Below are 25,723 nucleotides of genomic sequence, written 5' to 3' on the forward strand. Positions count from 1 at the left end.
GGAGGAAACCCATGCTCGACCTGCCCCACAAGACCCCCGAGGCGCCGACCACCGACCCCTTCGCGCTGGCTCGCGCGCTGTCCGGCGTGCATCTGATCGAAGGGCGCCTGGTGCCTGCCCGCTCCGGCAAGACCTTCCCCGTGGTGAACCCGGCGACCGGCGAGCAGGTGGCGGAAGCGGCGGAAGGCGATGCGGCGGATGTCGATGCCGCCGTGCAATCCGCCGCCCGGGCGCAGAAAGCCTGGGCCAAGGTGCCGGCGCGCAAGCGTGGCGCCCTTGTGCATGCCTGCGCCGCCGCCATCCGCGCCCATGTCGATGAACTCGGGCTGCTGATCGCGCTGGAGACCGGCAAGGCGCTGCGCACCGAAAGCCGCGTCGAGGCCGGGGTGGTGGCCGATGTGTTCGAGTTCTTCGGCGGGCTGGGCGGCGAGCTGAAGGGCGAATCCGTGCCCTTCGCCCCCAACGTGCTGTCCGTGACGGTGCGTGAACCGCTGGGCGTGGTCGGCGCCATCATCCCCTGGAACGTGCCGATGCTGCTGATGGCGCTGAAGGTCGCGCCTGCCCTGGTGGCCGGCAATGCCGTGGTGGTGAAGTCCGCCGAGGAAGCGCCGCTGGCGGTGCTGCGCATCTGCGAGATCCTGAACCGCATCCTGCCGCCGGGCGTGTTCAACATGGTCTCCGGCCAGGGCCCGGAATGCGGCGCGCCGCTGGTCGCGCACCCGCTTGTGAAGAAGGTGACCTTCACGGGTTCGGTGGAGACCGGGAAGATCGTCTACCGCGCCGCGGCGGAGAAGCTGATCCCCGTCACGCTGGAACTCGGCGGCAAGTCGCCGATGATCGTCTTCGCCGATTGCGACTTCGCCAAGACCGTCTCCGGCGCGCTGACCTCCATGCGCTTCACCCGCCAGGGCCAGTCCTGCACCGCCGCCAGCCGCATCTATGTCGAGCGCCCGATCTTCGAGCGCTTCGTGGCCGAGATGAAGCAGGCGGTGGACGCCATGGTGATGGGCGACCCGCTGGACGAGAAGACCGATATCGGCACCATCATCAGCCAGGGCCAGTTCGAGAAGGTGCAGGCCTTCATCGACGAAGGCACGGCCACGCCCGGCGCCACCGCCCATGTCTGCTCCGCCATGCCGTCCGACCCGGCCTTGAAGAAGGGTCTGTTCATCCGCCCCGTGATCTTCACCGGCCTCGATGCCTCCAGCCGCCTGGTGCGGGAGGAGATCTTCGGGCCCGTCACCGTGATCCAGCCCTTCGACGATGCGGAGGCCGTGCTGGCGGAGGCGAATGACAGCGACTACGGCCTGGCGGCTTCGCTCTGGACCAACAACCTGAAGGTCGGGCTGGACCTGGCGCACCGGCTGGAGGCCGGGCTGGTGCAGATCAACCAGAACCTCGTGGTGCAGGCCAACCTCAGCTATGGCGGCGTGAAATCCTCCGGCCTCGGCAAGGAAGCCTCGCTGGAGGCGATGCTGGAGCATTTCACGCACAAGAAGACCATCATGGTGAACATGGACTGACGGCCGGCGCCGGCACCTGGCCGATCTCGTCGGGCCTCGGCCACGGCGGCGGCCTCGTGCCGCCGGCGCGCACGGGTGCGCCGACGCAGGCGTCGGCAACCCGCGCCGCCACGGGGGCACCTGATGACGGGCGGTCCGGCCCCCGTCCCGGCCGCTGCACCATCTGGCCGCCAGGCCCGCGACAGACCGGCACCGTGCGCTGCGGCTACACCGTCAGGCTGGCGCAGGCCGGGTCGAGGCGCGTCGCCGCCTCGATCACGCTGTCGGCCATCGCGGCCTCGAAGGCCAGGCCCTCCGCGCGGGTGGACCACGCCGCCTCGTGCCAGACATAGGGCGGGGGCGGCATCGGGCGATGCCGGACCAGCAGCGGCAGGCCGCCGTCGGGCAGCGCCTCCGCCCCTCCCGTCCCGCCGGTCCAGGCGCCGCTGACCAGCACCAGCAGCAGGCAGCGGTTGGCGATCCGTGGCAGGCAGCGCTCCAGCCGCTGGCGAATGCCCTCCATCTCGGCGACGCCGAAGGGGCTGGACCAGTGCAGCAGCAGCAGGGCGCCGCGGCCATCGGACAGGGCCGATTCCAGCGCCGCGATCCGCCGGCGGTACAGGGCCTGAAGCCGGGCGAATTCGCCCTCCGCCCAGTCCGGCCCGATCTCGTGGTTCCACTGGATGTGGTATCGCGCGTGGAAGCTGTGCCCCCGCTGCGGCCCGAAGCGCAGCTGCGCCGGGTCCAGGTAGTCCGCGAAGCCATCGGCCATGGCGGACAGCGCCGCGAAGCGGGGATGCACGGCAAGGTCGAACGGCATGGACGGCTCGCCCAGGCGCCGGCCGGGCTTCAGCCCCCATTTGGCGGCCAGGTTCCGCGGCAGGCAGTCCTGCCCCAGCGAGATCACGTTCAGGCGCTGGTGCACCGCGCGATTCGACAGGTTCGCCATTCGCGCCAGCAGCACCTGGAGAAGATAGAGCAGTCGCCCGGCATCCGGCTCCGGCATGCCGGCCGCACCCAGCGCCCCCGCCTTCGCCCGCAGATCGGCGATATCCTCCGCCGTTAGTCGCACCCGTGGGCTGACGAAATAGCCGGCATAGGCGGCGCCGAAGGCGCCAGGGCGGCGATAGGCGCCCTCCTCCCCATCTTCCGCGACCTGCTGCCAATGCGCCGCAAGGAAGGCGTCGAAGGCCGGGAAGCGGGCCTCCACCGTGGCCAGGAGTTCGGGAATCCGGTCGGGGGTCGCCAGGAACATGGAGCTCTCCGCGGGCGTGGAGTCCAGGTGTCCGGCGCCGGCCGGCCTGGGTCAAGCGGCAGCGTGGCGCGGCGCGCGCGCCGCGGTCGTTGCGGCCCGCATCCCGTACCGCTTCCCTTCCTGGCCCATCGGGTCCATCTGGCGCCCCATGCGCTTTCTCCTCCGCCTCCTCGGCCGGCTGCTGCTGCTGGCCTTCATCCTGGCCGGCTTCGCCGCGGCCTTCGCCATGGCCCTCGTCTTCACCTCCCTGCCCGATGCGCGGGAGGAGCTGGCGATCCCGACCCTGTCTGCGCCCGTCGCCATCACGCTGGACGGCCAGGGCATCCCCCGCATCCGCGCGGCGAATGAGCGCGACGCCGCGGTTGCCATGGGCTGGCTGCATGCGCGGGACCGCATGTTCCAGATGGAGGTGATGCGCCGCGGCGCCGCCGGCCGCCTGGCGGAACTGGCCGGCCCCGCCGCGCTGCGGCTGGACCGATTCTCCCGCACCCTCGGCCTGCTGCCGCGCGCCGAGGCGGACCTCGCGGCGCTGGATGCAACGACGCGCGACCTGCTGGATGCCTATGCGGAAGGGGTGAACGCGCTGCTGGCGGTGCGCGGGCGCCTGGCCGCGCCGGAATTCCTGGTGCTGGGGGAGCCGGAGCCCTGGAAGCCGGAGCATTCGCTGCTCTGGGGCAAGGTCATGGGCCTCTGGCTGTCCGGCAACTGGCGGCGGGAGCTGGAGCGTGCGGCGCTGGACGCGGCACTGCCGGCGGAGAAGGTGGAGGATCTGTGGCCGCGCGATGCCAGCCCGGGCCGCCCGGACCTCGCGGCGGCCCTGCCGCCCGGCCTCGATCTCGCCGGCCTGCTGCGGCAGGTGCCGGTGTTCGGAGAGGATGCGCCGCTGCCGGCCTCCGCCTCGAACGCCTGGGTGGTGGCGCCACGGCGCAGCGCCAGCGGCGCGGCGCTGCTGGCCAGCGACCCGCATCTCGGCTTCAACGCCCCCGTCCTGTGGTACCTGGCGCGAATCGACCTGCCGGATGGCGCCTTCCGCGCCGGCGCCACCGCGCCCGGCGTGCCGGCCATCGTCATCGGCCGCAACCAGTCGCTCGCCTGGGGCTTCACCACCACCCATTCCGACACCCAGGACCTGTTCCTGGAACGCCTCGCCGGCCCCGACCACTACGAGACGCCGGACGGCCCCCGCCCCTTCACGGTGCGGGAGGAGGTCATCGCCGTGCGCGGGCAGGAGGCGCCGGAGCGCCTGCTTGTGCGGGAGACGCGGCACGGCCCCGTCGTCTCCGGCCTGGAGCCGAGGCTGGCGGAAAGCGCGGAGCATGTCTTCGCCGTCGCCATGGCCAACCTGGCGCCGGGGGACACCACGGCCACAGCGCTGCTGGCGCTGAACCGCGCCACCTCGGTGGCAGAGGCGCGGGCGGCGGCGGCCACCTTCTCCGCCCCGCCGCAGACCCTGCTGGTGGCGGATGCCGCCGGGCGCATCGCGCAATACCTGGTCGGCCGCACCCCGGTCCGGGCCGGTGGCGATGGCAGCCTGCCGGGCCGCGGCTGGGATGGCAGCGCGGACTGGACCGGCTTCGTGCCCTTCGACGCCATGCCGCATGTCGAGGACCCGGAATCGGGCCAGATCGTCAACGCCAATGCCCGCCCGGCGCCGCCCGGCCATCCGGTGTTCCTCGGCCGGGACTGGTATGGGGATTGGCGCCTGCGGCGCATCCAGGCGCTGCTGGCCGCCCGTCCGCAGCACGACGCCGCCGGCTTCGCCGCCATGCAGAACGATGTGCTTTCCCTGCTGGCCGCCGAGATCCTGCCCGTGCTGCGGCAGGTTGTGCCGCCGGCGGGCCTGCCGGCACAGGCCCATGCGCTGCTGCGCGACTGGGACGGCACGATGCGCGCCGAGGCGCCGCAGCCGCTGATCCACCACGCCTGGCTGCACCACTTCGAGGCGCTGGCCCTGCGGGCGGGCGGGGCGCCGGAGGGCACGGGCGCCGGGCCGGAATTCCTCGCCCGCCTGCTGCTGGATCCCGCCCGCGGCGCGGCCTGGTGCGGGGCGGAGGGCTGCGGGCCGCTGCTCACCCGCGCGCTGGGCGAGGCGGCGGCGGAATTGGCCGCCGCCCATGGCAATGACCCCGCCGCCTGGCGCTGGGGCGCCGCCCATGTCGCGCGCTTCGAGCACCCGCTGCTGCGCTTCGTGCCCCTGCTGGGCGCGGCCACGCGGCTGGAGGCGGCAACCGGTGGCGATGGCGAGACGATCTCCCGCGGCGGGATGCGCGGCAGCGGCACCAACCCCTTCCTGCACCAGCACGGCGCCGGGCTGCGGGCGGTGTTCGACCTGGCGGATCCGGACGGCACGCTGGCCATCATCGCCACCGGGCAATCCGGCCATCCGCTGTCGGATAATTTCGCCTCCCTGCTGCAACGATGGCAGGAAGGTGGCGTTCTTCGTCTCACGCGGCATCCTGAAATCGAGACGGGTGCCATCCGCCTGACACCGTGAACCCGAATCGGAGCGTCCTGCACCGTGCCCGCCCCCCCAAGCCCTTTCGATGGCGTGCTGTGGCGCCGCATCGCCGCCTGGGTGGTGGATGCGGCGCTGCTGCTGGTGCTGTCCTGGCTGATCTGGGGCGGTGCGGCGCTCGCGGCGGTGCCGACGCTTGGCCTGCTGGGCGGGCTGCTGCTGCTGCCCTGGGCGCTGCTGCTGCCGATCCTCTATGGCACGCTGAGCATCGGCTCCACCCTATCGGCCACGCCCGGGCAGGCGCTGCTGGGGCTGACCGTCCGTTCGGAGGCGGATGGCGCGCCGCCCAGCCTCGGCCAGGCGCTGACGGCGACGGTGCTCCACGCGCTTTCCTGGGCTGCCGGGGGCCTGCCGCTGCTGGCGCCGCTGTTCTCCACCCGGCGGCGCACGCTGCACGACCTGTTCTCCGGCACGCTGGTGCTGCGGGTGGACGCGCTGGCCCGGTCAATCCCGGCGCGGCCGGACCACCATGACGGCTCGCTCGCCTGATACGGTTGCCGCGGCGCAGGCGGTGGTTGATTTGCGACGGCTGAGCGCGGAGACTACGCCCAAGCCAATGCTGCATCGCCCCACACGCCGTCCGCAATTCTTCTACACCACCGCGCCGCTGCCCTGCCCTTATCTGGCCGGCCGGACGGAGCGGAAGATCGTCACCGAGCTGGCTGGCTCGGAGGCGGAAATGCTGCACGACCGGCTCTCCCGCGCCGGATTCCGCCGCAGCCACAACATCGCCTATTCCCCGGTCTGCCCCGGCTGCCGCGCCTGCATCCCCATCCGCATCGTCGCCGATGCCTTCCAGCCGGACCGCACGCAGCGCAAGCTGATCCGCGCCAATGCCGACCTGACCACGGCGGAACTGCCGGCGCGGGCAAGTGCCGAGCAGTTCAGCCTTTTCCAGCGCTACCAGGGCGCGCGGCATGGCGATGGCGACATGGCGGCGATGGGCTTCTACGACTATCGCGCCATGGTCGAGGACACGCCGATCACCACGGGGGTGGTGGAATTCCGCGACCCCGCCGGCAAGCTGCTCGGCGCCTGCCTGACGGATTGGCTGAGCGACGGGCTTTCCGCCGTCTATTCCTTCTTCGAGCCGGAGGCGGCGCGGCGCAGCCTGGGCACCTACACCATCCTGTGGCTGGTCGCCCGCGCCCGCGCCCTGGGCCTGCCCTATGTGTATCTGGGCTACTGGGTGCCGCAGAGCGCCAAGATGACCTACAAATCCCGCTTCCGCCCCAGCGAGACCCTCTCGGGCGGCGTCTGGCGCGTGCTGCCGGAAGACCCGGCGGAGATGGCGGATCAGACGCCGGAAAACCGCGCCAAGCTCAGCGTCGGGGATTGAGCCCCGCCGCCGCCCTCAGGCCAGGAGGGCGTGGCGGCTGCGTTCCGCCTCGGTCTGCAGGGCGGCTTCCAGCGCGGTGAAGGGCGGCGCGGCGCCGGACAGCAGCGCGGCGATGGCGGCGCGGGCCTTCACATCATTGCGGTACCATTGGTGCTGCACCACGTCCCATTCCGTGCCGCCCTTGGCCAGGATCCGGTCGCGGCTGCCCCAGTCGAGCCCGGCGAAGCAATCCACCACCTGCACCGCCTCCGGCAGCCCAGCCAGCGAGGCCGGGCCGTAATGGCCGAGACGGCGATTGCCATTGGCGATCTTGCTGAGCTTCGACAGCGTGGTGTCCTGGCTGGTCAGCACGCAGACGCGCTCCGCCAGTTGCGGCAGCAGGCGCATCGGCTGGCCCGGCTCGAAGCAGGTGCTCTCGACATCGGCGGCCACCAGCAGCGCCTGGGCGAACAGCCCGCCGAGCTCGCGCGTCAGCAGCCCGTTGTTCATCGCCGCCAGGCCGCTGGCCAGGGCGTGGTTGCCCATGCTGTGCGCCAGCAGCGCCAGGCGCGGCGCGCCGGCCCGCTGCCGGGCGCGCCACACCTCCCGCAGCAGGCGGGCCACCGCCGGGCCGGCGGCGGTCGCGTCCCTCTGGTCGTCCAGGTACTGCGTCGCCACCCCGGCTTCCTCCTCCAGCCGCGACAGGTCGATCACCTGCCCGTCGGAGGGCCAGGAGAAGGCGAGGATCGCCAGGTCCAGCTTCGCGTCGGCGTAGAACTCCTCGATCTGCGCGGCACGCTGCATCGCGTCGCTGAAACTGTTGGCAAAGCCGTGGATGAACAGCAGCGGCAGCGCGCCGCGGGCGGCCGCCCCGGCCAGCCAGCCATCCAGCACGCGGGCGCAGGCGCCGTGGTCGGGGTCCTTGAAGTCGTCATCGCCGTCGATCGCCGGCGCGCGCAGCAATTGCCGCGGCGCCTCGGTCTCGATCGGATCGCCCACCCAGCTGATCTCGACCTGGCCAAGCCAGAGCTGGCGGGCGCCGGCCTTGCCTTCCGCCGCATCCTTGCCGAAGCCCTCGGACAGTTTTTCCCGGTTGGTGGCGAAGCTGATGGTGGTGCTGTGCCTGGCTGGCTTCACGGCCGGCTTCACGGCCGGCTTGCTGGCGCTGCGCTTCGGCATGGACCCACCCCCGGTTGCGGCGGCATCCGATCATGCGCGGGCCGGCGCTGTCCAGGCGCATGTGCTGGCCGGCGAACTGCCCTGCGCCAGCTGCGCTGGACCTGCGGCGGCAGGCCCGCGAGCCTGCGGTGCTGTCATGGGGAGCCTCGACATGGAGCTGGGCCGATGCTGATCCTGCGCGACCTGCAGGCGCTGCGGCGCGCCAGGGCCGAGGCGTGCGCCGGCGCGCGCCGCCTGGCGCTGGTGCCGACCATGGGGGCGTTGCACCAGGGCCACCTGGCACTGGTGGCGGCGGCGCGCGCGGCGGCGGAGACGGTGGCGGTTTCCATCTTCGTCAACCCGCTGCAGTTCAACCCGGCCGAGGACCTGTCCCGCTACCCGCGCGACGAGGAAGGCGACCTGGCCAAGCTCGAATCCGCCGGGTGCGACCTGGTGTGGATGCCGGACGTGCCGACCATGTACCCGCCCGGCAGCGCCACGCGCATCGAGGTCGCCGGCCCGGCCCAGGGGTATGAGGGCGCGGTGCGGCCGGAGCATTTCCGCGGCGTCGCCACCGTCTGCACCAAGCTGTTCAGCCAGACCCAGGCGGATGTGGCGGTGTTCGGGGAGAAGGATTGGCAGCAGCTGCAGGTGATCAACCGCGTCGTCGCCGACCTCGACCTGCCGGTTCGCATCCTGCCGCACCCCACGGTGCGGGAGGGTGATGGCCTGGCCTGTTCCTCCCGCAACCAGCTTCTGGGGCCGGCGGAACGCGCCCTGGCGCCCCTGCTGCCGCGCACCATGCAGGTGGCGCTGGATGCCATCCGCGCCGGCGCCGCCCCGGCGGCCGAATTGGCGCGGGCGGAGGCCCGGCTGCGGGGGGCCGGATTCGCGCCGGACTACCTGGCGCTGGTGGAACCCGCGACGCTGACCCCCTGGCAAGGCGGGCCGGGCCGGCTGCTGGCGGCGGCCCGGCTGGGCGCGGTGCGGCTGCTGGACAACATGGCGCTGTAGCGCGCGCCCCTCATACCCGGCGCAGGAAGGTTTCACCTTCGTGCGCCGCCTGTCAGCCCTGCCGGATCGCATCGGCGATGCGGCGGAGGCGGCCGGCGGCGTCCACCAGCAGCAGGTCGAAGCGCACGCCGGCCGCGCCATGGCCGGGGTTGGCCGCCATCCAGGCCTCGCCGGCTGCCAGAAGCCGGGCCTGCTGGCGCGGCGCCAGGGCCTGCGCCGCCCCGGCCAGCGTGGCCCGGGCCTTGACCTCGACGAAGACCAGCAGCCCGTCGCGTTCCACCACCAGGTCGATCTCGCCGGCAGCGGTGCGGCAGCGGCGCGCCAGCGGCGCAAATCCCTCCGCCACCAGCGCGGCCTCGGCCAGCGCTTCCGCCTGGCGGCCGCGTGCCTCGGTGGCGCGGCGGATGGCAAGTCGTTCGTGCATCGCCTAGTCTGTGCACAACCGCACGGTGAACCCAATGCGCGCTGTCCTGCTCTGCCTCGTCTTCCTGCTGCCCAGCCTGGCGGAGGCGCAGCCGGCACGGCGCCACATGGTGGCCGCGGCCAATCCGCTGGCGGCGGATGCCGGCCTCGCCATGCTGCGGCAGGGCGGCAGCGCCGTGGATGCGGCGGTGGCCACCGCGGTGATGCTGACACTGGTGGAGCCGCAGGCCAGCGGCATCGGCGGCGGCGCGCTGCTGCTGCATTTCGATGCCGAGACCCGCGCCCTGTCCGGCTGGGACGGGCGGGAGGCGGCGCCGCAGGCCGCCACCCCCGGCCTGTTCCTGCGCCCGGACGGCACGCCGATGCGCTTTCCGGAGGCGATGGAAGGCGGCCGCAGCGTCGGCGTTCCCGGCCTGCTGCGGATGCTGGAGGCGGTGCACCGGGACCAGGGCCGCCTGCCCTGGGCGGCGCTGATGCAGCCGGCCATCGATTTGGCCGAATCGGGCTTCCCCGTGCCGCCCCGCATGGCCGCCGCCATCGCCGCCAACGCCGATTCGCTGCGCCGCGACCCGGGCGCGGCGGCCTATTTCTTCACCACCGAAGGCGCGCCCCTGCCCGCCGGCCACCTGCTGCGCAACCCGGCCCTGGCCGAGACCCTGCGGCAGGTCGCGGCGCAGGGCGCCGATGCGCTGCATCGCGGCCCGATCGCGGCCGCCATCGCCGCCGCCGTGCAGCGCCACCGCAACCCGGGCGGCATGGATGAGGCCGACCTGGCCGGCTACGCGCCGCAGCGCCGCGCCCCGGTATGTGCCCGCTATCGCCTTCATTTCGTCTGCGGCTTCGGCCCGCCGAGTTCAGGCGGCGTCGCGGTCGGGCAGATCCTCGGCGTTCTGGAGCATTTCGACCTGGCGCGGCTGGACCCCGCGGGGGCCGATGCGGCGCATCTCCTGGGCGAGGCCGGGCGGCTCGCCTTCGCCGACCGCAACCTTTACCTGGCGGATGCGGATTTCGTGCCGGTGCCGCTGCGCGGCCTGCTGGAACCCGCCTACCTGACCCAGCGCGCCCAGTTGGTGGACCGCGACCGCGCCATGGCCCCGCCGCGCGCCGGCAACCCGCGCTGGCGGGAAGTGCGGCTGGCGCCGCAGCCGATGGAGCAGGAAGCCGGCACCTCCCACATCTCGGTGGTCGATGGCTTCGGCGATGCGGTGTCCGTCACCACCACGATCGAGGCGGTGATGGGCAGCCGCCTGTTCCTGCATGGCTTCCTGCTGAACAACGAGCTGACCGATTTCAGCTTCCTCCCCGAAGCCAATGGCCGGCCGGTGGCCAACCGGGTGCAGCCGGGCAAGCGCCCGCGTTCCTCCATGTCGCCCACCATCGTGCTGGATGGATCCGGCCTGCCCGTCCTGCTGCTGGGCTCGGCCGGCGGGGCGCGCATCATCGGCCATGTGGCGCAGAGCCTGGTGGCGATGCTGGATTGGGACATGCCGCCGGCCCAGGCGCTTGCCCTGCCGCGCATCGGCGTGGTCGGCGTCGCCGCGGTGGAGCTGGAGGCCGGCACCCCGGCCGCCGCCCTGGCCCCGGCGCTGGAAGCGCGCGGCCATCGCGTTGACGTGCGCGCGATCAACTCCGGCCTGACCGCGATCCGCCTCACGCCGCAGGGTATGCTGGGCGCGGCCGATCCGCGGCGCGAGGGCGTGGCCCTCGGCGATTGAGGCCGCGCCGGCGCACCGCCCGGCCGAGGAAGGAAACACCGATGCGACGCCTGCTTGCCTGCCTCATGCTTTGTGCCAGCCCGCTGCCCTTCGGCGCCGGCCTGGCGATCGCGGCGGAGGACACGGTCGAGATCGGCCATGTGAACACGGCCATCACCAATCTCGGCCTGACCCGCAGCCACCGCGTGGTGGTGGAGCGCTTCACGGACCCGGAGGTGCGCGGCGTCTCCTGCTACATCAGTCAGGCCCGCACCGGCGGGCTTTCCGGCATGCTCGGCGTGGCCGAGGACCCAGCGCGCTTCGCCCTGACCTGCACCGCGACCGGCCCGGTGGAAGTGCAGCCCGGTGCCCGCCGAGGCGAACGGGGAGAGGTGGTGTTCGAAAGCAGCACCAGCCTGTTCTTCAAGGAAACCCGCGTGCACCGCTTCCTGGACACCGACCGCAACGCGGTGGTGTACCTGGCCTGGAGCACCCGGCTGATCGACGGCTCGCCCTTCAACGCGGTGGCGGTGGTGCCGGTGCGGTAGACGGGCGAAGCCCTTCCCCCCCACGGGGGAAAGGGCTTCGGCGGTCACGCGGCGTCGCGGCCTTCCTCCACCGCGTGGCAGGCGACCAGGGTCTGCGGCGTGCCGCGGGCCGGGATCATCTCCGGCCGCTCGGCCTTGCAGCGGTCATTCGCCAGCGGGCAGCGCGGGTGGAAGGGGCAGCCGCTCGGCGGGTCGATCGGGCTCGGCACCTCCCCGCCCACGGGGATGCGCTGCCGCCCGGTCATCTCCAGGTCCGGAATCGCCTCCATCAGGGCCTTGGTGTAGGGGTGGCGCGGGGTCTCGAACAGCGTCTCCGCCGGCGCCAGCTCCACCAGCCGGCCGAGATACATCACCCCCACCCGGTCGCTCACCTGCCGGACCACGGCCAGATTGTGGCTGATGAACAGGTAGGTCAGGCCCAGCCGCGCCTGCAGATCCTTCATCAGGTTCAGGATCTGCGCCTGCACCGAGACATCCAGCGCGCTGGTCGGCTCGTCGCACACCAGGAATTCCGGGTTGGAGGACAGGGCGCGGGCGATGGAGATGCGCTGGCGCTGGCCGCCGGAGAATTCATGCGGGAATTTCTGGCCATCGAGCGGGGACAGGCCGACCTGGGTCAGCAATTCCGCCACCCGCGCCTCGATCTGCGCGCGGGTCTGCGCCAGGCCGAAGGCGCGGATCGGCTCGGCGATGATGTCGGCCACCCGCCAGCGGGGGTTCAGGCTGGCATAGGGGTCCTGGAAGATCATCTGCATGCGCCGGCGCTGCGCCGCTTCGCGCCGCGCCTGCGCCAGATCCTGCCCGTCGAAGGTCACGCCGCCGCGGCTGGGCGGATAGAGCCCCACCACCAGCCGCGCCACGGTGGATTTGCCGCAGCCGCTTTCGCCGACCAGGGACAGGGTGGTGCCCCGGGCGATGGCGAAGGAAACGCCATCCACCGCGCGCAGCAGGCGCCGCCCCTCGCCCGCCATCAGGCGCTGCACCAGGGGGCGGGAGACGTCGAAATGCCGCGCGACGTCGTGGGTCTCCAGCATCGGGCCCGCGCCCGTGCTTCCGAAGGTCGGGCTGACGCCCTGGATGGCGACGTCACGCATGCTGCGGCGCTCCGTCATACAGCCAGCAGGCGGCCAGATTGCCCTCGGCGGGCATCAGCTCCGGGCGCTCCACCCGGCAGCGGTCGAAGACCTGCGGGCAGCGCGGGTTGTAGGGGCAGCCGCGCGGAATGGCGGATAGCCGCGGCATGGCGCCGTCGATCTGCTGCAGCCGGTCCAGCCGCCGCCCGACCGGCGGGATGGAGCCCATGAGCCCCGAGGAATAGGGGTGCGCCGCGTGCTGCACCACGCGCCGCACGGCGCCGATCTCGACGATGCGGCCGGCATACATCACCGCCACGCGGTCCGCCGTCTCCGCGATCACGCCCATGTCGTGGGTGACGAGCATCATGCTGGTCCCCTTCTCCCGCGCCAGGGATTTCAGCAGCGCGATCACCTGCGCCTGGATCGAGACATCCAGCGCCGTGGTCGGCTCATCCGCCACGATCAGCTTCGGCTCCGCGCACAGCGCCAGCGCGATGACCACGCGCTGGCGCATGCCGCCGGAGAATTCATGCGGGTAGCTGTCGATGCGCTGGGATGCGGCGGGGATGCCCACCAGCTCCAGCCATTCGATCGCCTTGGCCCGCGCCTGCGCCGGGTTCAGCGGCAGGTGGGTGGTCATGGTCTCCACCAGCTGCCGCCCCACGGTGTAGAGCGGGTTCAGCGTGGTCAGCGGGTCCTGGAAGATGGCGCCGATCTCCCGGCCGCGGATGCGGCGCAGCTCGGCATAGGGCAGGTTGTCGATGCGCCGCCCGTTCAGCAGGATCTGCCCGCCGGCGATGCGGCCGGGCGGTTCCAGCAGGCCGATGATGGCGGCGCCGGTCATGGATTTGCCGGCACCCGATTCACCCACCACGCCCAGCACCTCCCCCGGCGCGATGGAGAAGGAGACGTCGTCGAGGGCCACGAGGGTGCCGCGGCGCGTCGGGAATTCGACGCGCAGGTTGCGGACTTCAAGCAGGGGTACGGTCATTTATCGGAGCTTCGGATTCAGGGCGTCGCGCAGCCAATCGCCCAGCAGGTTCACGGACAACACCAGCAGGATCAGCGCGATGCCGGGGAAGATGGTGATCCACCATTCGCCGCTGAACAGGAAGTCGTTGCCGATGCGGATGAGGGTGCCGAGCGAGGGCTGCGTCGGCGGCACGCCGACGCCGAGGAAGGACAGCGTCGCTTCCGCCAGCACGGCGAAGCCCAGGTTCAGCGTGGCGATCACCAGCACCGGCCCCAGCACATTGGGCAGCACGTGGCTGACCATGATCCGCGCGCGGGAGATGCCGATGACGCGCGCCGCCTGCACGTATTCCTTGTTGCGCTCGACCAGCGTCGATCCGCGCACGGTGCGGGCGAAGGACGGCCAGTTGCTGATGCCGATGGCGAAGATCACGACATACAGCGCGATCTGGTCATGCACCTCCCTCGGCAGGGCGGCGCGCACCACGCCATCGATCAGCAGCGCGATCAGGATGGTGGGGAAGGTCAGCTTGATGTCGGCGATGCGCATCAGCACCGCATCCACGGTGCCGCCCAGGTAGCCTGCCGCCAGCCCCGCGGTGATGCCGATGGTGACGGAGAGCAGCACGGCGCAGAAGCCGACCAGCAGCGAGACCCGGGCGCCATACATGATGGCGGAGAGCACGTCCCGCCCCTGGTCATCGGTGCCGAGCAGGTAGGACGGGTCGCCATCCGCCTCCCAGGCCGGGGGCTTGAAGGCGTCCATCAGCTGGAGCGAGGCGAGGTCGAAGGGGTTGTGCGGTGCGATCCACGGCGCCAGCACGGCGCCGCCGATGCAGACCAGCGCGACGATGGCGGAGGCGACCGTGACCGGCGAATGGCTGAAGGACCACCACAGGTCGCTGTCCAGCATCCGGCGCAGCGCGCCGGGCCGGCGGAGAGCGGCATCCGACATCTCAGTGCGCCCCCTTGCCACGGCCGATGCGGAGCCGCGGGTCCACCGCGTAGTACAGCAGGTCCACGATCAGGTTGATGGTGACGAACATCAGCGCGATCAGCAGCAGGTAGGCGGACATCACCGGGATGTCGGCGACACCGACGGACTGGATGAACAGCAGCCCCATCCCCGGCCACTGGAACACCGTCTCCGTCACGATGGCGAAGGCGATGATGGCGCCCAGCTGCAGGCCGGTGATGGTGATGACCGGCACCAGCGTGTTCTTCAGCGCATGGCCGAAATGCACCGCCCGGTTGGTCAGGCCGCGGGCGCGGGCGAACTTGATGTAGTCCGTCCGCAGCACCTCCATCATCTCCGCCCGCACCAGGCGCATGATCAGCGTCAGCTGGAACAGGCCCAGCGTGATGGAAGGCAGGATCAGCGCCTTCAGCCCCGACCAGGTCAGCAGGCCGGTGCTCCACCAGCCGAGGTTGACCGTATCGCCCCGCCCGAAGCTGGGCAGCCAGCCAAGCCAGACGGAGAAGACCAGGATCAGCAGGATGCCGATCAGGAAGGTGGGGAGCGAGACGCCGATCAGGCTGAAGGTCAGGAAGAAGCGGCTGAGCCAGGAATGGCGATAGAGCCCGGTATAGACCCCCATCGGCACGCCCACCGCCAGCGCCAGGAAGGCCGCGCACAGCGCGAGTTCCAGCGTTGCCGGCGCGCGTTCCACGATCAGCTGCGCGACGGGGCGCGACAGCCGGTAGGACAGGCCGAATTCGCCCTGCAGGGCGTTCCAGACGAATTTGCCGAACTGCACGAAGAAGGGCTGGTCCAGCCCGAGGTCGGCGATCAGCGCGTCGCGCTGGGCGATGGTGTAGTCCTGCCCCAGCATGATGGCGACCGGATCGCCGACATAGGCGAACATCGCGAAGGACAGCAGCGAGACCGTCAGCATGACGGGCAGCGCCTGCAGCAGGCGGTTGACGATGAAGGCGAACACGGGTGCTGGCAGTCCTTTGCAAGATGACGGCGGCGCCCGACGGCGCCGCCGGGCCCGCTCGTCAGTCGATGCGGGCGAAGCGGAAATAGGGCTGGTTGTTGGCGGCGTGCGGGATGGTGAAGTTGCTCCGCATCGCCCAGGGAATCATCTGGTGGTGCAGCGGGATGTGCGGCACGTCCTCCCGGTACAGGCGCAGCGCCTCATGGATCGCGGCGGTGCGTTCCGGCCCGGACTGCGTCTTCATGCGCTGCACCAGCGCATCCATGCGCGGGCTGGTATAGCCGCCATAGTTCCAGATGCCGTCGCCCTGCTGGCCGTTGCGCGTGGCCAGCAGCGACTGGAAGGAATACAGCGCATCCAGCGTCGGCACGCCCCAGCCCAGCAGGTAGGCGCTGGTGTCCTGGCGCTGGATCTGGGCGAAGAAGGGCGCCAGCGGCTGCGCCTTGACGCTGGTGCGCACGCCGATGCGCGTCCACATCGCGGCGATCGCCTGGCAGATCTGCTCGTCGTTGATGTAGCGGTTGTTGGGGCAGTCCAGCGTCAGGCCGAAGCCGTTCGGGAAGCCGGCTTCGGTCAGCAGGGCGCGGGCGCGGGCCGGGTCGAAGGCCAGGCGGGTGTCCTCCGCCTGGCTGTAGCCGTTGACCTGCGGCGGGAAGAAGGTGCCGGTGACCACGGACTGGCCGCGCATGGTGGTGCGGTGGATCGCCTGGATGTCGATCGCGTGATACAGCGCCTGGCGCACGCGGAGGTCGGCCAGCGGGTTGCGGCCGCGCACGTCCGAATACAGCAGTTCCGGCCGCGCCACGTCGAAGGCCAGGAAGATGGTGCGCACCTCCGGCCCTTCCAGCACGCGGATGTTCGGCGCGTTGCGCAGCCGGTTCAGGTCCTGCAGCGGCGGGTCCAGCACGAAATCAACCTCGCCCGACAGCAGCGCGGCGACGCGCGTGGCGTCCGAGGAGATCGGCCGGAAGATGATCTCCTGCACGTTGGACCGCGCGGCATCGGGCTCCCGCCAGCCATACCAGTCCGGGTTGCGGCGCAGCACGGTGCGCACATCATTCTCCCGGCTGGCCAGGATGAAGGCGCCGGTGCCGTTGGTGTTGCGGGTGGTGTGCATCTCCTCTCGCGCCCGCGTGTTCTGCGGGCGGGCGGCACCATTCGCCTCGGACCAGGCCTTGGACATCATGTAGACGGAGGCGAACTTGTTGGGGAGGATCGGGTCCGGGATGCGGGTGACGATGTCCACCGTCCGGTCATCCACCTTCACCACCTCGGCCACCGTATCGACATAGATGCCGAAATTGGAGGTGGGCTGGCGCGCGCGGGTGACGCTGAACACCACGTCATCGGCGGAGAAACCCTCCCCGCCATGGAACTTCACGCCGGGGCGCAGCACGAAGCGCCAGCGCATCGGCTCCACCTGGGACCAGGACAGCGCCAGGCCCGGGCGCAGTGTCAGGTCCGCGTTGCGGGCGATCAGCGGATCGTAGATCTGCTGCAGCACCATCGTCACGGTGCCGACATTCTGGCTGTGCGGGTCCATGGTATTGGGATCGCCGCTGGCGGCCCAGCGGACGGTCTGGGCGGCGGCGGGCGCCGGCATGGCGGCCCCCAGCGCGAGAATGGCGGCGGCCGCCAGAAGCAGTCTACGCATCACCCCGGTACTCCCTGTTGCGGGCAGCGGCGGGTCGTCGCGCCCGCCTGCTCCCCCGGAAACCTGCCTGAAGCCCTGGTCCATATCGTGCCGTGCCCAGCCGCGAAAGCCCGATCTCAAGCGCCATCGGGCCCGCGCGGGATGGCGGTGCCGTCCGCGGCCCACTCGCGCAGCAGGGTGAAGCCGACGGCGAGGAGAACCGGCCCGAGGAACAGGCCGAGGATGCCGAAGCCAATGACGCCGCCGATCGCGCCCAGCAGGGTCAGCAGCAGGGGCAGGTCGGCACCGCGGCTGATCAGCCAGGGGCGTATGACATTGTCCACCGAGGAGATGCCCGCCGCCCCGTACACCAACATGAACAGGCCCCAGCCGGTTTCCCCCTGGGTGAACAGCCAGATGGTGGCCGGTATCCACACCAGCGGGGCGCCCACCGGCAGGATGGACAGCACGCCGGCCACCACGCCCAGCAGCACCGGCTGCGGCACGCCGGCGATCCACAGGCCGAAGACGGTCATCGCCCCCTGCACCACGGCGGTGCCCAGCAGGCCATAGACCACGCCGCGGGTGACGTTGCCGGTCAGCAGGATGAGCCTGCGGGTGCCGGGGCCGGCCATCTTCTCCATCACCCGTTCCGCATGGGCCGCCATGGCGGGGCCGTCGCGGTAGAAGAAGAAGGCCAGGAAGATCGCCATCAGCAGCTCCGCCAGCCCGGACAGCAGCGCCAGCAGCACCGCCAGCGCATTGCTGGCGATCTCGCCGGCATAGGGGCTGATCGTGTCGAACAGGCCGGCGAAGGTGGAATCCCAGCCCATCAGCAGGGTTGTCACATACTCCCCCACGAAGGGCAGCCGGCCGAGCCAGGCGGCGAGGCTCGGCAGGCCGGTCAGCAGCAGGCTTTCCACCGAATTCCGCAGGCCCTCGATCTCCTCCCGCGTCGTCGGCGTGGCGAAGACCAGGGGCAGGCCGATCAGCACGAATTCGAGGATCACCATGATGGCCGCGGCCTTGCCGGGGCCGAGGCCGGTGCGTTCGCGCAGGATGCGGAAGGCGGGCCAGGTGGTGTAGGCCAGGATCACCGCCCAGAGCAGGGCGGAGATGAAGGGCCGCATCACCCAGAAGCAGCCGAGCCCCAGCGCGACCAGCGCACCAAGCCCGAGAAGCCGCGCGGGGCGGATGGACTGGTCCTGGGGCATGCGGTCTCCGGCGTGGGGCTAGAGGCTTAGCGGAAGCCGCGCCGCCGCGCATCAGCGCCGCGCATCACCCCGCTGTAACCCGGCGGGCTTGCCCGCCGCCCTGGGCCAAGGCATCACCCGGCGATCCTGGGAGGGAGCCCCGCCATGCCGCGCTTTGCCGCCAACATCTCGCTGATGTTCACCGAGCTGCCGTTCCTCGACCGGTTCGAGGCGTCCGCCAAGGCCGGCTTCAAGGCGGTGGAGTTCCTGTTCCCCTATGATTTCCCGGCCGCCGAGATCGCCACCCGGCTCAAGGACAATGGCCTGTCCCAGGTGCTGTTCAACGCGCCGCCCGGCGACTGGGGCCAGGGCGAGCGCGGCCAGGCCGCCCTGCCCGGCCGCCAGGCGGAATTCCGCGAAGGCTTCAGGAAGGCGCTGGACTATGCCGCGGCGCTGTCCTGCCCGCGCATCCATGTCATGTCCGGCCTGGCACCCGCCGGCTGCCCGCATGATGCGATGACCGGCACGCTGGCCGCCAACCTGGCCTGGGCGGCGGAACAGGCCGCACCGGCCGGCGTCAAGCCGGTGATCGAGCCGATCAACCACCGCGACATCCCCGGCTTCTTCCTGAACACCACGGACCAGGCCGCCGCCGTCATCATGGCCGTGGGCGCCGAGAAGGTCGGTCTGCAGTTCGACCTGTACCACTGCCAGATCACGGAGGGCGACATCGTCAAGCGGATGGAGAAGCACCTGCCGCTGATCGCCCACATGCAGGTGGCGGACAATCCCGGCCGCAACGAGCCCGGCACCGGCGAGGTGAACTGGCCCTTCGTCTTCGGCCGGATCGACGCGCTGGGCTTCCGCGGCTGGATCGGCTGCGAATACCGCCCGGCCGGGGAGACGGTCGCCGGCCTCGGCTGGTTCGCCCCCTACAAGGGCTGAGCCATGGGCCCCGCCCTGCATCCGGAGAGGGATTTGCTGCTGGTCGTCGACCCGCAGCCGACCTTCATGGCGCTCTGCCCGGCGGAGTTGCCGGTGCCGGGGGCGGAGGCGGTGATCCCGGTGATCAACCGCATCCTGGCCGGGCCGATCGCCCGCGCCGTGGTGACGCAGGACTGGCACCACCCGCAGCACCTGTCCTTCGCGTCCCAGCATCCGGGCCGGGCGCCGCTGGAACAGGTGGAACTGCCCTACGGCCCGCAGACGCTGTGGCCCGACCATGGCGTGCGGGCGACGCCGGGGGCGGCAATCCACCCGGCGCTCGACCAGGCCAAGGTGGTGCTGGTGCTGCGCAAGGGCTTCCGCCGCACCATCGACAGCTATTCCGCCTTCCGGGAGAACGACCGGGCGACCGGCACCGGCCTGGCGGAATGGCTGCGCGCGGTGGGCGTGCGACGCCTGTTCATCGCCGGCATCACCCGCCCCTATTGCGTCGACTGGACGGCGGAGGACGCGCTGGCCGCCGGCTTCGAGACCTGGCTGGTGGAGGATGCCTGCGCCCGGCTGGGGCCGGACGCGCTGCTGGCGGCCAGCCGGGCCCGGCTGGCCGCCGCGGGCCTGCGCTTCACCCGGGCCGACGACCTCATCTGACCCGCAACGGAGACCACGACATGAAGATCGGCTTCATCGGCCTGGGCATCATGGGCAAGCCCATGGCCCAGCACCTGCAATCCGCCGGCCACGAGATCCTGGCGCCGGACCGTGCCAGCCTGACCGCCGAGCTGCGGGCGGCCTTCACCATCCTGCCGGATGCCGCCGCCGTGGCGGCGGCGGCGGAGGTGGTGATCCTGATGGTGCCGGACACCCCCGATGTGGAAGCCGCGCTGTTCGGTGCGAAGGGCGTGGCGGAGGGGCTTTCCCCCGGCAAGCTGGTGATCGACATGTCCTCGATCAGCCCGACCGCCACCAAGGGCTTCGCCGCGCGCATCGCCGAGAAGGGCTGCGACTATCTGGACGCGCCGGTCTCGGGCGGCGAGGTGGGTGCGAAGCAGGCGACGCTGACCATCATGGTGGGCGGCAGCGAGGCGGCCTTCGCGCGGGGCAAGCCGCTGTTCGAGTCGATGGGCAAGAACATCACCCTGGTGGGTGAGACCGGCGCCGGCCAGACCTGCAAGGTCGCCAACCAGATCATCGTCGCCCTGACCATCGAGGCGGTGGGCGAGGCGCTGGTCTTCGCCAGCAAGGCGGGGGCGGATCCGGCCAAGGTGCGGCAGGCGCTGATGGGCGGGCTTGCCACCTCACGCATCCTTGAACTGCACGGGGAGCGGATGATCAAGCGCACCTTCGCGCCCGGATTCCGCATCGAACTGCACCAGAAGGATCTCAACCTCGCCCTGCAGGCGGGCAAGGAACTTGGAGTCGCCCTGCCGAATACGGCCAGCACGGCCCAGCTATTTGCCGCCTGCGCGGCCCTCGGTGGTGCCGGATGGGACCACTCCGGGATGGTTAAGGCATTGGAAACATTGGCAGCCCATAAGGTCGCGCCGGACGCCTGACGAACCGCGTGAGACGTGGCGGCCATTTTGATGGCCGCCGCGTCGCCACGGGTCATCGATGCCCGTATCGGGGGCAGCCCCCGCCCCGCTCCACAACCAATGGATGTGGACCGCCGGGAACAGCTACAATTTTTCCGTGTTTTTCGCGTTGCTTCCGGCGCGCCTGTCCCGCATTTTAGGTCTAGAAGCTTGGTCCCTGAGATTCCGTCTCCGGCACCATGGTTGTATCTTAGCAACGAGACCTACGGGGGATTGCATGCGCTTCGCGGACATAGGGCAGCAACTGCGGGCCTATCGCCTCGAATCCGGCCTCCGGGCCGAGGAGATCGCGGCGCGACTGGGTGTCTCGCGTGCCGCGCTGTACCGTTACGAGAAGGGCGAGGTCATCAAGCTGGACACGATCCGGCGGCTGGCCGAACTGCTGAAGATCTCGCCGCTGTCGCTGCTGGGCATCGGCGTGGAGTATTTCGCGCGCCCCCTCGCCTTCCAGGAACGCCTGCGGCAGGTGGAAGAACAGGCCGACCAGATCCTGCTGGTCGGCGGCGCCATCTGCTACCAGACCACGACCGACGCCTTCGACGGTGCCGTCGGGGAAGCCTGGACCGAGGCCGCGGATGCCGCGCCGGAACGGCTCCAGGCGCGGGCCAGCGCCGACCAGGCACTCGGCCTGCTCGCCGCCCGCAAGCGCCTGCATGCCGCCCGCCGCCCGACCATCATCGCCATCCTCGGTGAAGCCGCGCTGCGCCGCTTCCTGCAGGAAGGCGTCGCCGCCGGCCTGCCGGTGCCGGACCGCACCCGCCAGCGCTGCCTCGCCGCCGCACGGGCGGAGGCGGAGGCGATCGCCGCGATGATGGAAAGCGTGCCGATCGGCGTGCAGCTGGGCCTGGCTTCGGGCGTCGAGCCGACCGGCGGCTTCATGGTGCTGCGCGGGCGGGAAAGGGCGCATGTCGTCGCCTCCCCCTTCCCGGCCGACACGCCCCCCAATGGCGGCCTCGGCGTCGGCTCCATCACCGCGGCGGATGAGGCGGTGGCCGCGCATCAGCGCGTGGCGGAAGTGGCCTGGCGCGATGCGATGAAGGGCGTCGCCGCGGCCGCCCGGGTTCGGGAGATGATCCGCAGCGTCCCCGGCTGAGGGACGACAGACCGTTTCAAACCACCCGCGGGTCGGCCCGGCGGCGCTGTTCCGCCCCTGCCGCGGTGCCGGTCCTGCCGCAGCAACCGGCAACGGCTGCCCCCGACGTCCTAGTCGACGCGGCGCCGGGCCTCCACCACCTCCTCATCCTCCGGGCTGCGTCGCGTGGTGAAGCCGAGGGCGCGGATGAAGCCCAGCATCGGCACGTTATCCGCCAGCACCTGGCCGACGATCTCACGGATCCCGGTCTCGCGCGCCCAGGCGAACAGCAGGTCCATCAGGTGGCGGCCGAGGCCCTGGCCCTTCATGGAGCGGTCCACCACCACGGCGAACTCACCGGTCTCGCCATCCCCCTCCCGGATCAGCCGGGAGACGCCCAGCATGTCCTCCGTTCCATCCTCCCGGGGGCGCACGGCGACGAAGGCCATCTCCCGGTCGTAATCGATCTGCGTCAGCCGGGCGACCAGCACCGCCGGCAATTCCCGCATTTGGCTGAAGAAGCGCCAGCGCACATCCTCCGGCGTCAGGCGGCGGAACATCTCGGCATGGGCTTCCGCATCCTCGGGGCGGATCGGGCGCACCAGCAGGGGCGGGCCGCTGCGCGGCTGCCAGGGCCGCACCCACTCCTCGGGATAGGGCGGCACGGCCAGCAGCCGCCCCTGCCCGGCCGGGCGAAGCGTGCAGGCAGCGTCCGCTGCGGTGACGCCGCCGGCATCGGCGAAGAGCGGGTTCACGCCGAAGCCGGCGATTTCGGGGAAGTCCACGGCGATCTGGGACAGCCGCACCAGCGCCTCCGCCACCGCGTCCAGCGGCACCGGCTTGTGGTCGCGGTAGCCGGCCAGCAGCGGCCCGGCACGGGTGCGGTCGATCAGCGCGCGGGCCAGGGCGTGGTTCAGCGGCGGCAGATCCAGCCCCTCATCGCCCAGAAGGTCGGCCGCCGTGCCGCCCAGGCCGAAGCCCAGGAAGGGGCCGAACATCGCATCCTCCGCCAGGCGCATGCGCAACTCCTGCGCCCGCCCGGCCTGGCGCTGCACCAGGAACCCGGCCAGCCGCGCCGCAGGGCGCTCCGCCGCCGCCCGCGCCGCCATGGCCAGTGCCGCCGCCTGCACCGCCGCGGCATCACCCAGGCCGAGCACCACGCCGCCCAGTTCCGTCTTGCGGTCGATATCCGGGCTGCGCAGCTTCAGCACCACCGGGAAGCCCAGCGCCTCTGCCACCCGTCCGGCTTCCGCCGCATCCGCCGCCACCCGCCCCGCCACCACGGGCAGGCCATAGGCGGCGAGGATCGACAGCGCCTCATCCTCCATCAGGGCCAGCCGACCCTCGGCCCGCACCGCCGCCAGCAGCGCCGCGACGCGGCTGCGATCCGGCTGCAGGGCCAGCACCTGCCGCCCCGGCAGCTCGGCCGCCGCCGCCCGGTTGCGCCGGTCCTGCAGCAGGTGCAGGGCGCCGCGCACCGCGGCTTCCGGCGTCGGGAACACCGCCAGCCCGGCCTGCGCCAGCGCCGCCCGCTGCGGCCCCGCCGTGGCCTGGCCGGCCCAGCCCACCAGGATGGGCGCGGCGCGGGTGGCGCGCGCGGCGGCGGACAGCGTGGCCGCGATCAGTGCCGCATCCTCGCCCGCCGCCGGGGCGTGCAGCGCCACCACCGCATCCACCCCGCGCACCGCGGCCAGCATCGCCGCCGCCTCGCCCAGCGCGTTGCCGGATTGCGCGCCGAGCACCAGCGGGTTGCGACCGGACCAGCCGGGGCGAAGGCCCATCGCCAGCGCCTGGGCCGCGTCCTCCGGGATATCGGCCAGCCGGGCGCCGCCGGCCAGCACCGCGTCGGCGCCGAGCAGCGCTGGGCCGGTGGCATTGGCGACCAGCGCGATGCCGCCGCCCGGCGCGGCGCCGGCCATCAGCTTCACCCGGGCCAGCGTCTCCGCCGCCGAGAGCAGATCATCCAGCCCCGCCACCCGCAGCACGCCGGCGCGGCGCAGCGCCGCCTCCATCACCGCATCGGCGGTGCCGGAGGGATCGGCCAGCCGCCCGCCGGCGCGGATCGCCACCACCGGGCGCATCCGCGCCGCGGCCCGCGCCGCCGAGATGAACAGCCTCCGGTCCTTGATGTGGCGCAGTTCCAGCAGGATGGCGCCGGTGCCGGGGTCACGGGAAAGCCAGTCCAGCGCATGGGCGAAGCCGAGATCGCTGTTCTCGCCGATGCCGATGACATGGCTGAAGCCGACCGATTCGGCCTCCGCCCAGTCCAGCACGGCGCGGGCGAGGGCGGAGGATTGCCCGACCAGGGCCAGCCGCCCGCGCCGCGGCGGCAGGTGGGAGAGCGAGGCATTGAGCCCGATGCCGGGGACGCAGATGCCGAAGCTGCCCGGCCCCAGCGCCCGCATCCCGGTGCGCCGGCAGATCGCCGCCAGCCCGCCGGATGCCTCCCCCACCGGGCCGGGCACCACCGCCGCGCGGCAGCCCCGCGCGGCCAGGGCGGCCATGGCCGGCTCCAGCGCCTCGGCCGCCAGGGACAGAACGGCGAGGTCCGGCGCCTGCGCCAGCCCGGGGATCTGCCCGACATCGCCCGGTCCCAGCGTCACAAGGGTGCCGGTGAAGCCACCCGCGGCGAGGTTCGCCGCCAGCGGGGCCGTGGCCGGCAGCGCCGGATCGGCCAGCAGCAGCACATGGCGGGGCCGGTACAACGCCTGTTCGCGGAAGCGGCTGGCGGAGGGGTTCGGCAGGCTCATTGTGCAGCGCACCATGCGTCGGAGGGTTGGCGCCCGCAAGTCGCCGGGGCTTGCAGGGGCGGCGATTCCCGCCTCCGATACCGGAGGACCGGTTACAGGACGCACCATGCCCGCCCAAGATCCGCGCTGGGACCCCGAGATGCTCGCCTTCCAGGCCATGATGGAGGCGCGCGCGGCGGATCAGCCGCCGATCCTGCTGGTGCCGCCCCTGGACGCGGCGCGGGCGCAGACCGATGCGCTGAACACGCCGCTGACCGAAGGCGGGCCGGTGATGGCGGAAAGCGCGGATCGCTGGCTGCCCGTGCGCGGCCGGCGGCTGCTGTGCCGGCTGCATCGCCCCCAGGCCGGGGCGGGGCCGCTGCCGGTGCTGGTCTACATCCATGGCGGCGGCTGGGTCTGGAACAGCATCGACACGCATGACCGGCTGATGCGCGAATACGCCAACCGCGCCGGCTGCGCCGTGCTCGGCCCGGACTACGCGCTCAGCCCGGAGGCCCCCTTCCCCCAGGCGCTGGAGGAATGCGCCGCCGTGCTGCGCTGGGTGGCGACGCAGGGCGCCGCATGGGGGCTGGACCCGTCCCGCATCGTGCTGGGCGGCGACAGCGCCGGGGCGAACCTGGCCATGGGGGTGGCGCTGCTGCTGCGGCAGACGGATCCGGCGCTGAAGCTGCGAGGTTTATTGTTGAATTACGGGGTCTTCGACGCCGATTTTGCCACACCGTCTTATGCGGAATTCGCCGATGGCTACTTCCTGACGCGGGAGAAGATGCGCTTCTACTGGGATTGCTACGCGCCGCGGCCGGCGGACCGGCTGAACCCGCTGGCGAGCCCGCTGCGCGGCGACCTGACCGGCCTTCCGCCCTGCCTGCTGCACATCGCGGAGCTGGACGTGCTGGCCGCCGAGAACCGCGCGATGGGGGACAAGCTGCGCGCGGCCGGGGTGGCGGTGGAACAGGCGGTGTTCCCGGGCACCGCGCATGGCTTCCTGCGTTCCATGAACCACGTGGCCGCGGCCCGCAGCGCGGTGGAACAGGCCGGCGCCTGGCTGGGGCGGGTGCTCGGCTGACCGCCCCGGAACCAATGCACGAAGGCGCCGGGAACATCCCGACGGCATCAGCGGGCA

22 protein-coding genes are annotated in these 25,723 nt (G+C 71.9%); 12 read left to right on the plus strand and 10 right to left on the minus strand.

The window, feature by feature from the left end:
• The first annotated feature begins 11 nt into the window (after window positions 1-11).
• Complete coding sequence (locus tag HEQ75_RS00295) at window positions 12-1,523, plus strand: aldehyde dehydrogenase family protein (protein ID WP_168026911.1); 1,512 nt, start codon at window positions 12-14, stop codon at window positions 1,521-1,523.
• Between the two features lie 205 nt (window positions 1,524-1,728).
• Here the strand turns inward: HEQ75_RS00295 and HEQ75_RS00300 are convergent, their stop codons facing one another.
• Window positions 1,729-2,757 (minus strand): DUF1796 family putative cysteine peptidase, encoded by a 1,029-nt coding sequence (locus HEQ75_RS00300; RefSeq protein ID WP_168026912.1) that lies wholly within the window; start codon window positions 2,755-2,757, stop codon window positions 1,729-1,731.
• A gap of 148 nt (window positions 2,758-2,905) precedes the next feature.
• On the opposite strand from HEQ75_RS00300, the gene HEQ75_RS00305 reads away from it, so the two are divergent.
• The 3 genes from HEQ75_RS00305 to HEQ75_RS00315 all read left to right on the plus strand — a co-directional run bounded on the left by HEQ75_RS00305 (window position 2,906) and on the right by HEQ75_RS00315 (window position 6,611).
• Window positions 2,906-5,251, plus strand: coding sequence for a penicillin acylase family protein (locus HEQ75_RS00305; RefSeq protein ID WP_168026913.1), 2,346 nt, complete (start codon window positions 2,906-2,908; stop codon window positions 5,249-5,251).
• Window positions 5,252-5,275: 24 nt separating this feature from the next.
• Window positions 5,276-5,761 carry an RDD family protein gene (locus HEQ75_RS00310; protein WP_168026914.1) on the plus strand — a complete coding sequence of 162 codons (486 nt, stop codon included), beginning with the start codon at window positions 5,276-5,278 and terminating at the stop codon, window positions 5,759-5,761.
• A gap of 67 nt (window positions 5,762-5,828) precedes the next feature.
• Complete coding sequence (locus tag HEQ75_RS00315) at window positions 5,829-6,611, plus strand: arginyltransferase (RefSeq protein ID WP_168026915.1); 783 nt, start codon at window positions 5,829-5,831, stop codon at window positions 6,609-6,611.
• A 15-nt stretch (window positions 6,612-6,626) separates the two neighbouring features.
• Here the strand turns inward: HEQ75_RS00315 and HEQ75_RS00320 are convergent, their stop codons facing one another.
• The gene (locus tag HEQ75_RS00320) at window positions 6,627-7,769 is read right to left on the minus strand and encodes an alpha/beta hydrolase (RefSeq protein WP_168026916.1); all 1,143 of its coding nucleotides are present in this window, start codon (window positions 7,767-7,769) and stop codon (window positions 6,627-6,629) included.
• 165 nt (window positions 7,770-7,934) lie between these two features.
• Here HEQ75_RS00320 and panC point away from each other — a divergent pair, with 165 nt between their 5' ends.
• Window positions 7,935-8,762 carry a pantoate--beta-alanine ligase gene (gene panC, locus HEQ75_RS00325; protein ID WP_168026917.1) on the plus strand — a complete coding sequence of 276 codons (828 nt, stop codon included), beginning with the start codon at window positions 7,935-7,937 and terminating at the stop codon, window positions 8,760-8,762.
• 52 nt (window positions 8,763-8,814) lie between these two features.
• On the opposite strand, the gene HEQ75_RS00330 is transcribed toward panC, so the two are convergent.
• On the minus strand, window positions 8,815-9,186 hold the full coding sequence (locus tag HEQ75_RS00330; RefSeq protein WP_168026918.1) for a YraN family protein: 372 nt from the start codon (window positions 9,184-9,186) through the stop codon (window positions 8,815-8,817).
• Between the two features lie 34 nt (window positions 9,187-9,220).
• On the opposite strand from HEQ75_RS00330, the gene ggt reads away from it, so the two are divergent.
• Both ggt and HEQ75_RS00340 read left to right on the plus strand, forming a co-directional pair.
• Window positions 9,221-10,900: a gamma-glutamyltransferase gene (ggt, locus tag HEQ75_RS00335; RefSeq protein WP_168026919.1), complete on the plus strand. Its 1,680-nt coding sequence runs from the start codon at window positions 9,221-9,223 to the stop codon at window positions 10,898-10,900.
• A 41-nt stretch (window positions 10,901-10,941) separates the two neighbouring features.
• Window positions 10,942-11,427 carry a CreA family protein gene (locus tag HEQ75_RS00340; RefSeq protein WP_168026920.1) on the plus strand — a complete coding sequence of 162 codons (486 nt, stop codon included), beginning with the start codon at window positions 10,942-10,944 and terminating at the stop codon, window positions 11,425-11,427.
• Window positions 11,428-11,471: 44 nt separating this feature from the next.
• Here HEQ75_RS00340 and HEQ75_RS00345 read toward each other — a convergent pair whose 3' ends face one another.
• The 6 genes from HEQ75_RS00345 to HEQ75_RS00370 form a co-directional block, all read right to left on the minus strand.
• Entirely contained in the window at window positions 11,472-12,521 is a 1,050-nt protein-coding gene (locus tag HEQ75_RS00345) for an ABC transporter ATP-binding protein (RefSeq protein WP_168026921.1), read from the minus strand.
• Window positions 12,514-13,494 carry an ABC transporter ATP-binding protein gene (locus tag HEQ75_RS00350; RefSeq protein ID WP_168026922.1) on the minus strand — a complete coding sequence of 327 codons (981 nt, stop codon included), beginning with the start codon at window positions 13,492-13,494 and terminating at the stop codon, window positions 12,514-12,516. Before HEQ75_RS00350 ends, HEQ75_RS00345 begins: the two co-directional genes overlap by 8 nt.
• A complete protein-coding gene (locus tag HEQ75_RS00355) occupies window positions 13,495-14,430 on the minus strand; it encodes an ABC transporter permease (protein WP_168026923.1) in 936 nt (311 codons plus the stop codon). It lies immediately after the preceding gene.
• A gap of 1 nt (window position 14,431) precedes the next feature.
• Window positions 14,432-15,415 carry an ABC transporter permease gene (locus tag HEQ75_RS00360; protein ID WP_168026924.1) on the minus strand — a complete coding sequence of 328 codons (984 nt, stop codon included), beginning with the start codon at window positions 15,413-15,415 and terminating at the stop codon, window positions 14,432-14,434.
• A 61-nt stretch (window positions 15,416-15,476) separates the two neighbouring features.
• On the minus strand, window positions 15,477-17,069 hold the full coding sequence (locus HEQ75_RS00365) for an ABC transporter substrate-binding protein (protein WP_168026925.1): 1,593 nt from the start codon (window positions 17,067-17,069) through the stop codon (window positions 15,477-15,479).
• Between the two features lie 116 nt (window positions 17,070-17,185).
• Window positions 17,186-18,262 (minus strand): AI-2E family transporter, encoded by a 1,077-nt coding sequence (locus HEQ75_RS00370; RefSeq protein ID WP_168026926.1) that lies wholly within the window; start codon window positions 18,260-18,262, stop codon window positions 17,186-17,188.
• A 144-nt stretch (window positions 18,263-18,406) separates the two neighbouring features.
• On the opposite strand from HEQ75_RS00370, the gene otnI reads away from it, so the two are divergent.
• The 4 genes from otnI to HEQ75_RS00390 all read left to right on the plus strand — a co-directional run bounded on the left by otnI (window position 18,407) and on the right by HEQ75_RS00390 (window position 21,871).
• A complete protein-coding gene (gene otnI / locus HEQ75_RS00375; RefSeq protein WP_168026927.1) occupies window positions 18,407-19,186 on the plus strand; it encodes a 2-oxo-tetronate isomerase in 780 nt (259 codons plus the stop codon).
• A 3-nt stretch (window positions 19,187-19,189) separates the two neighbouring features.
• A complete protein-coding gene (locus tag HEQ75_RS00380) occupies window positions 19,190-19,834 on the plus strand; it encodes an isochorismatase family protein (RefSeq protein WP_168026928.1) in 645 nt (214 codons plus the stop codon).
• A 20-nt stretch (window positions 19,835-19,854) separates the two neighbouring features.
• Window positions 19,855-20,739, plus strand: coding sequence for a 2-hydroxy-3-oxopropionate reductase (locus HEQ75_RS00385; RefSeq protein ID WP_168026929.1), 885 nt, complete (start codon window positions 19,855-19,857; stop codon window positions 20,737-20,739).
• A gap of 256 nt (window positions 20,740-20,995) precedes the next feature.
• Window positions 20,996-21,871 carry a helix-turn-helix domain-containing protein gene (locus HEQ75_RS00390; protein ID WP_168026930.1) on the plus strand — a complete coding sequence of 292 codons (876 nt, stop codon included), beginning with the start codon at window positions 20,996-20,998 and terminating at the stop codon, window positions 21,869-21,871.
• 110 nt (window positions 21,872-21,981) lie between these two features.
• Here the strand turns inward: HEQ75_RS00390 and HEQ75_RS28650 are convergent, their stop codons facing one another.
• Window positions 21,982-24,615 (minus strand): bifunctional acetate--CoA ligase family protein/GNAT family N-acetyltransferase, encoded by a 2,634-nt coding sequence (locus HEQ75_RS28650; protein ID WP_268887687.1) that lies wholly within the window; start codon window positions 24,613-24,615, stop codon window positions 21,982-21,984.
• Window positions 24,616-24,706: 91 nt separating this feature from the next.
• Between HEQ75_RS28650 and HEQ75_RS00400 the strand changes: the two genes are divergently transcribed.
• Window positions 24,707-25,666 (plus strand): alpha/beta hydrolase, encoded by a 960-nt coding sequence (locus HEQ75_RS00400; RefSeq protein ID WP_168026931.1) that lies wholly within the window; start codon window positions 24,707-24,709, stop codon window positions 25,664-25,666.
• The last annotated feature ends 57 nt before the right edge of the window (window positions 25,667-25,723 follow it).

Origin of the sequence: Falsiroseomonas selenitidurans, assembly GCF_012103215.1 — a bacterium.
Lineage (GTDB): Bacteria > Pseudomonadota > Alphaproteobacteria > Acetobacterales > Acetobacteraceae > Falsiroseomonas > Falsiroseomonas selenitidurans.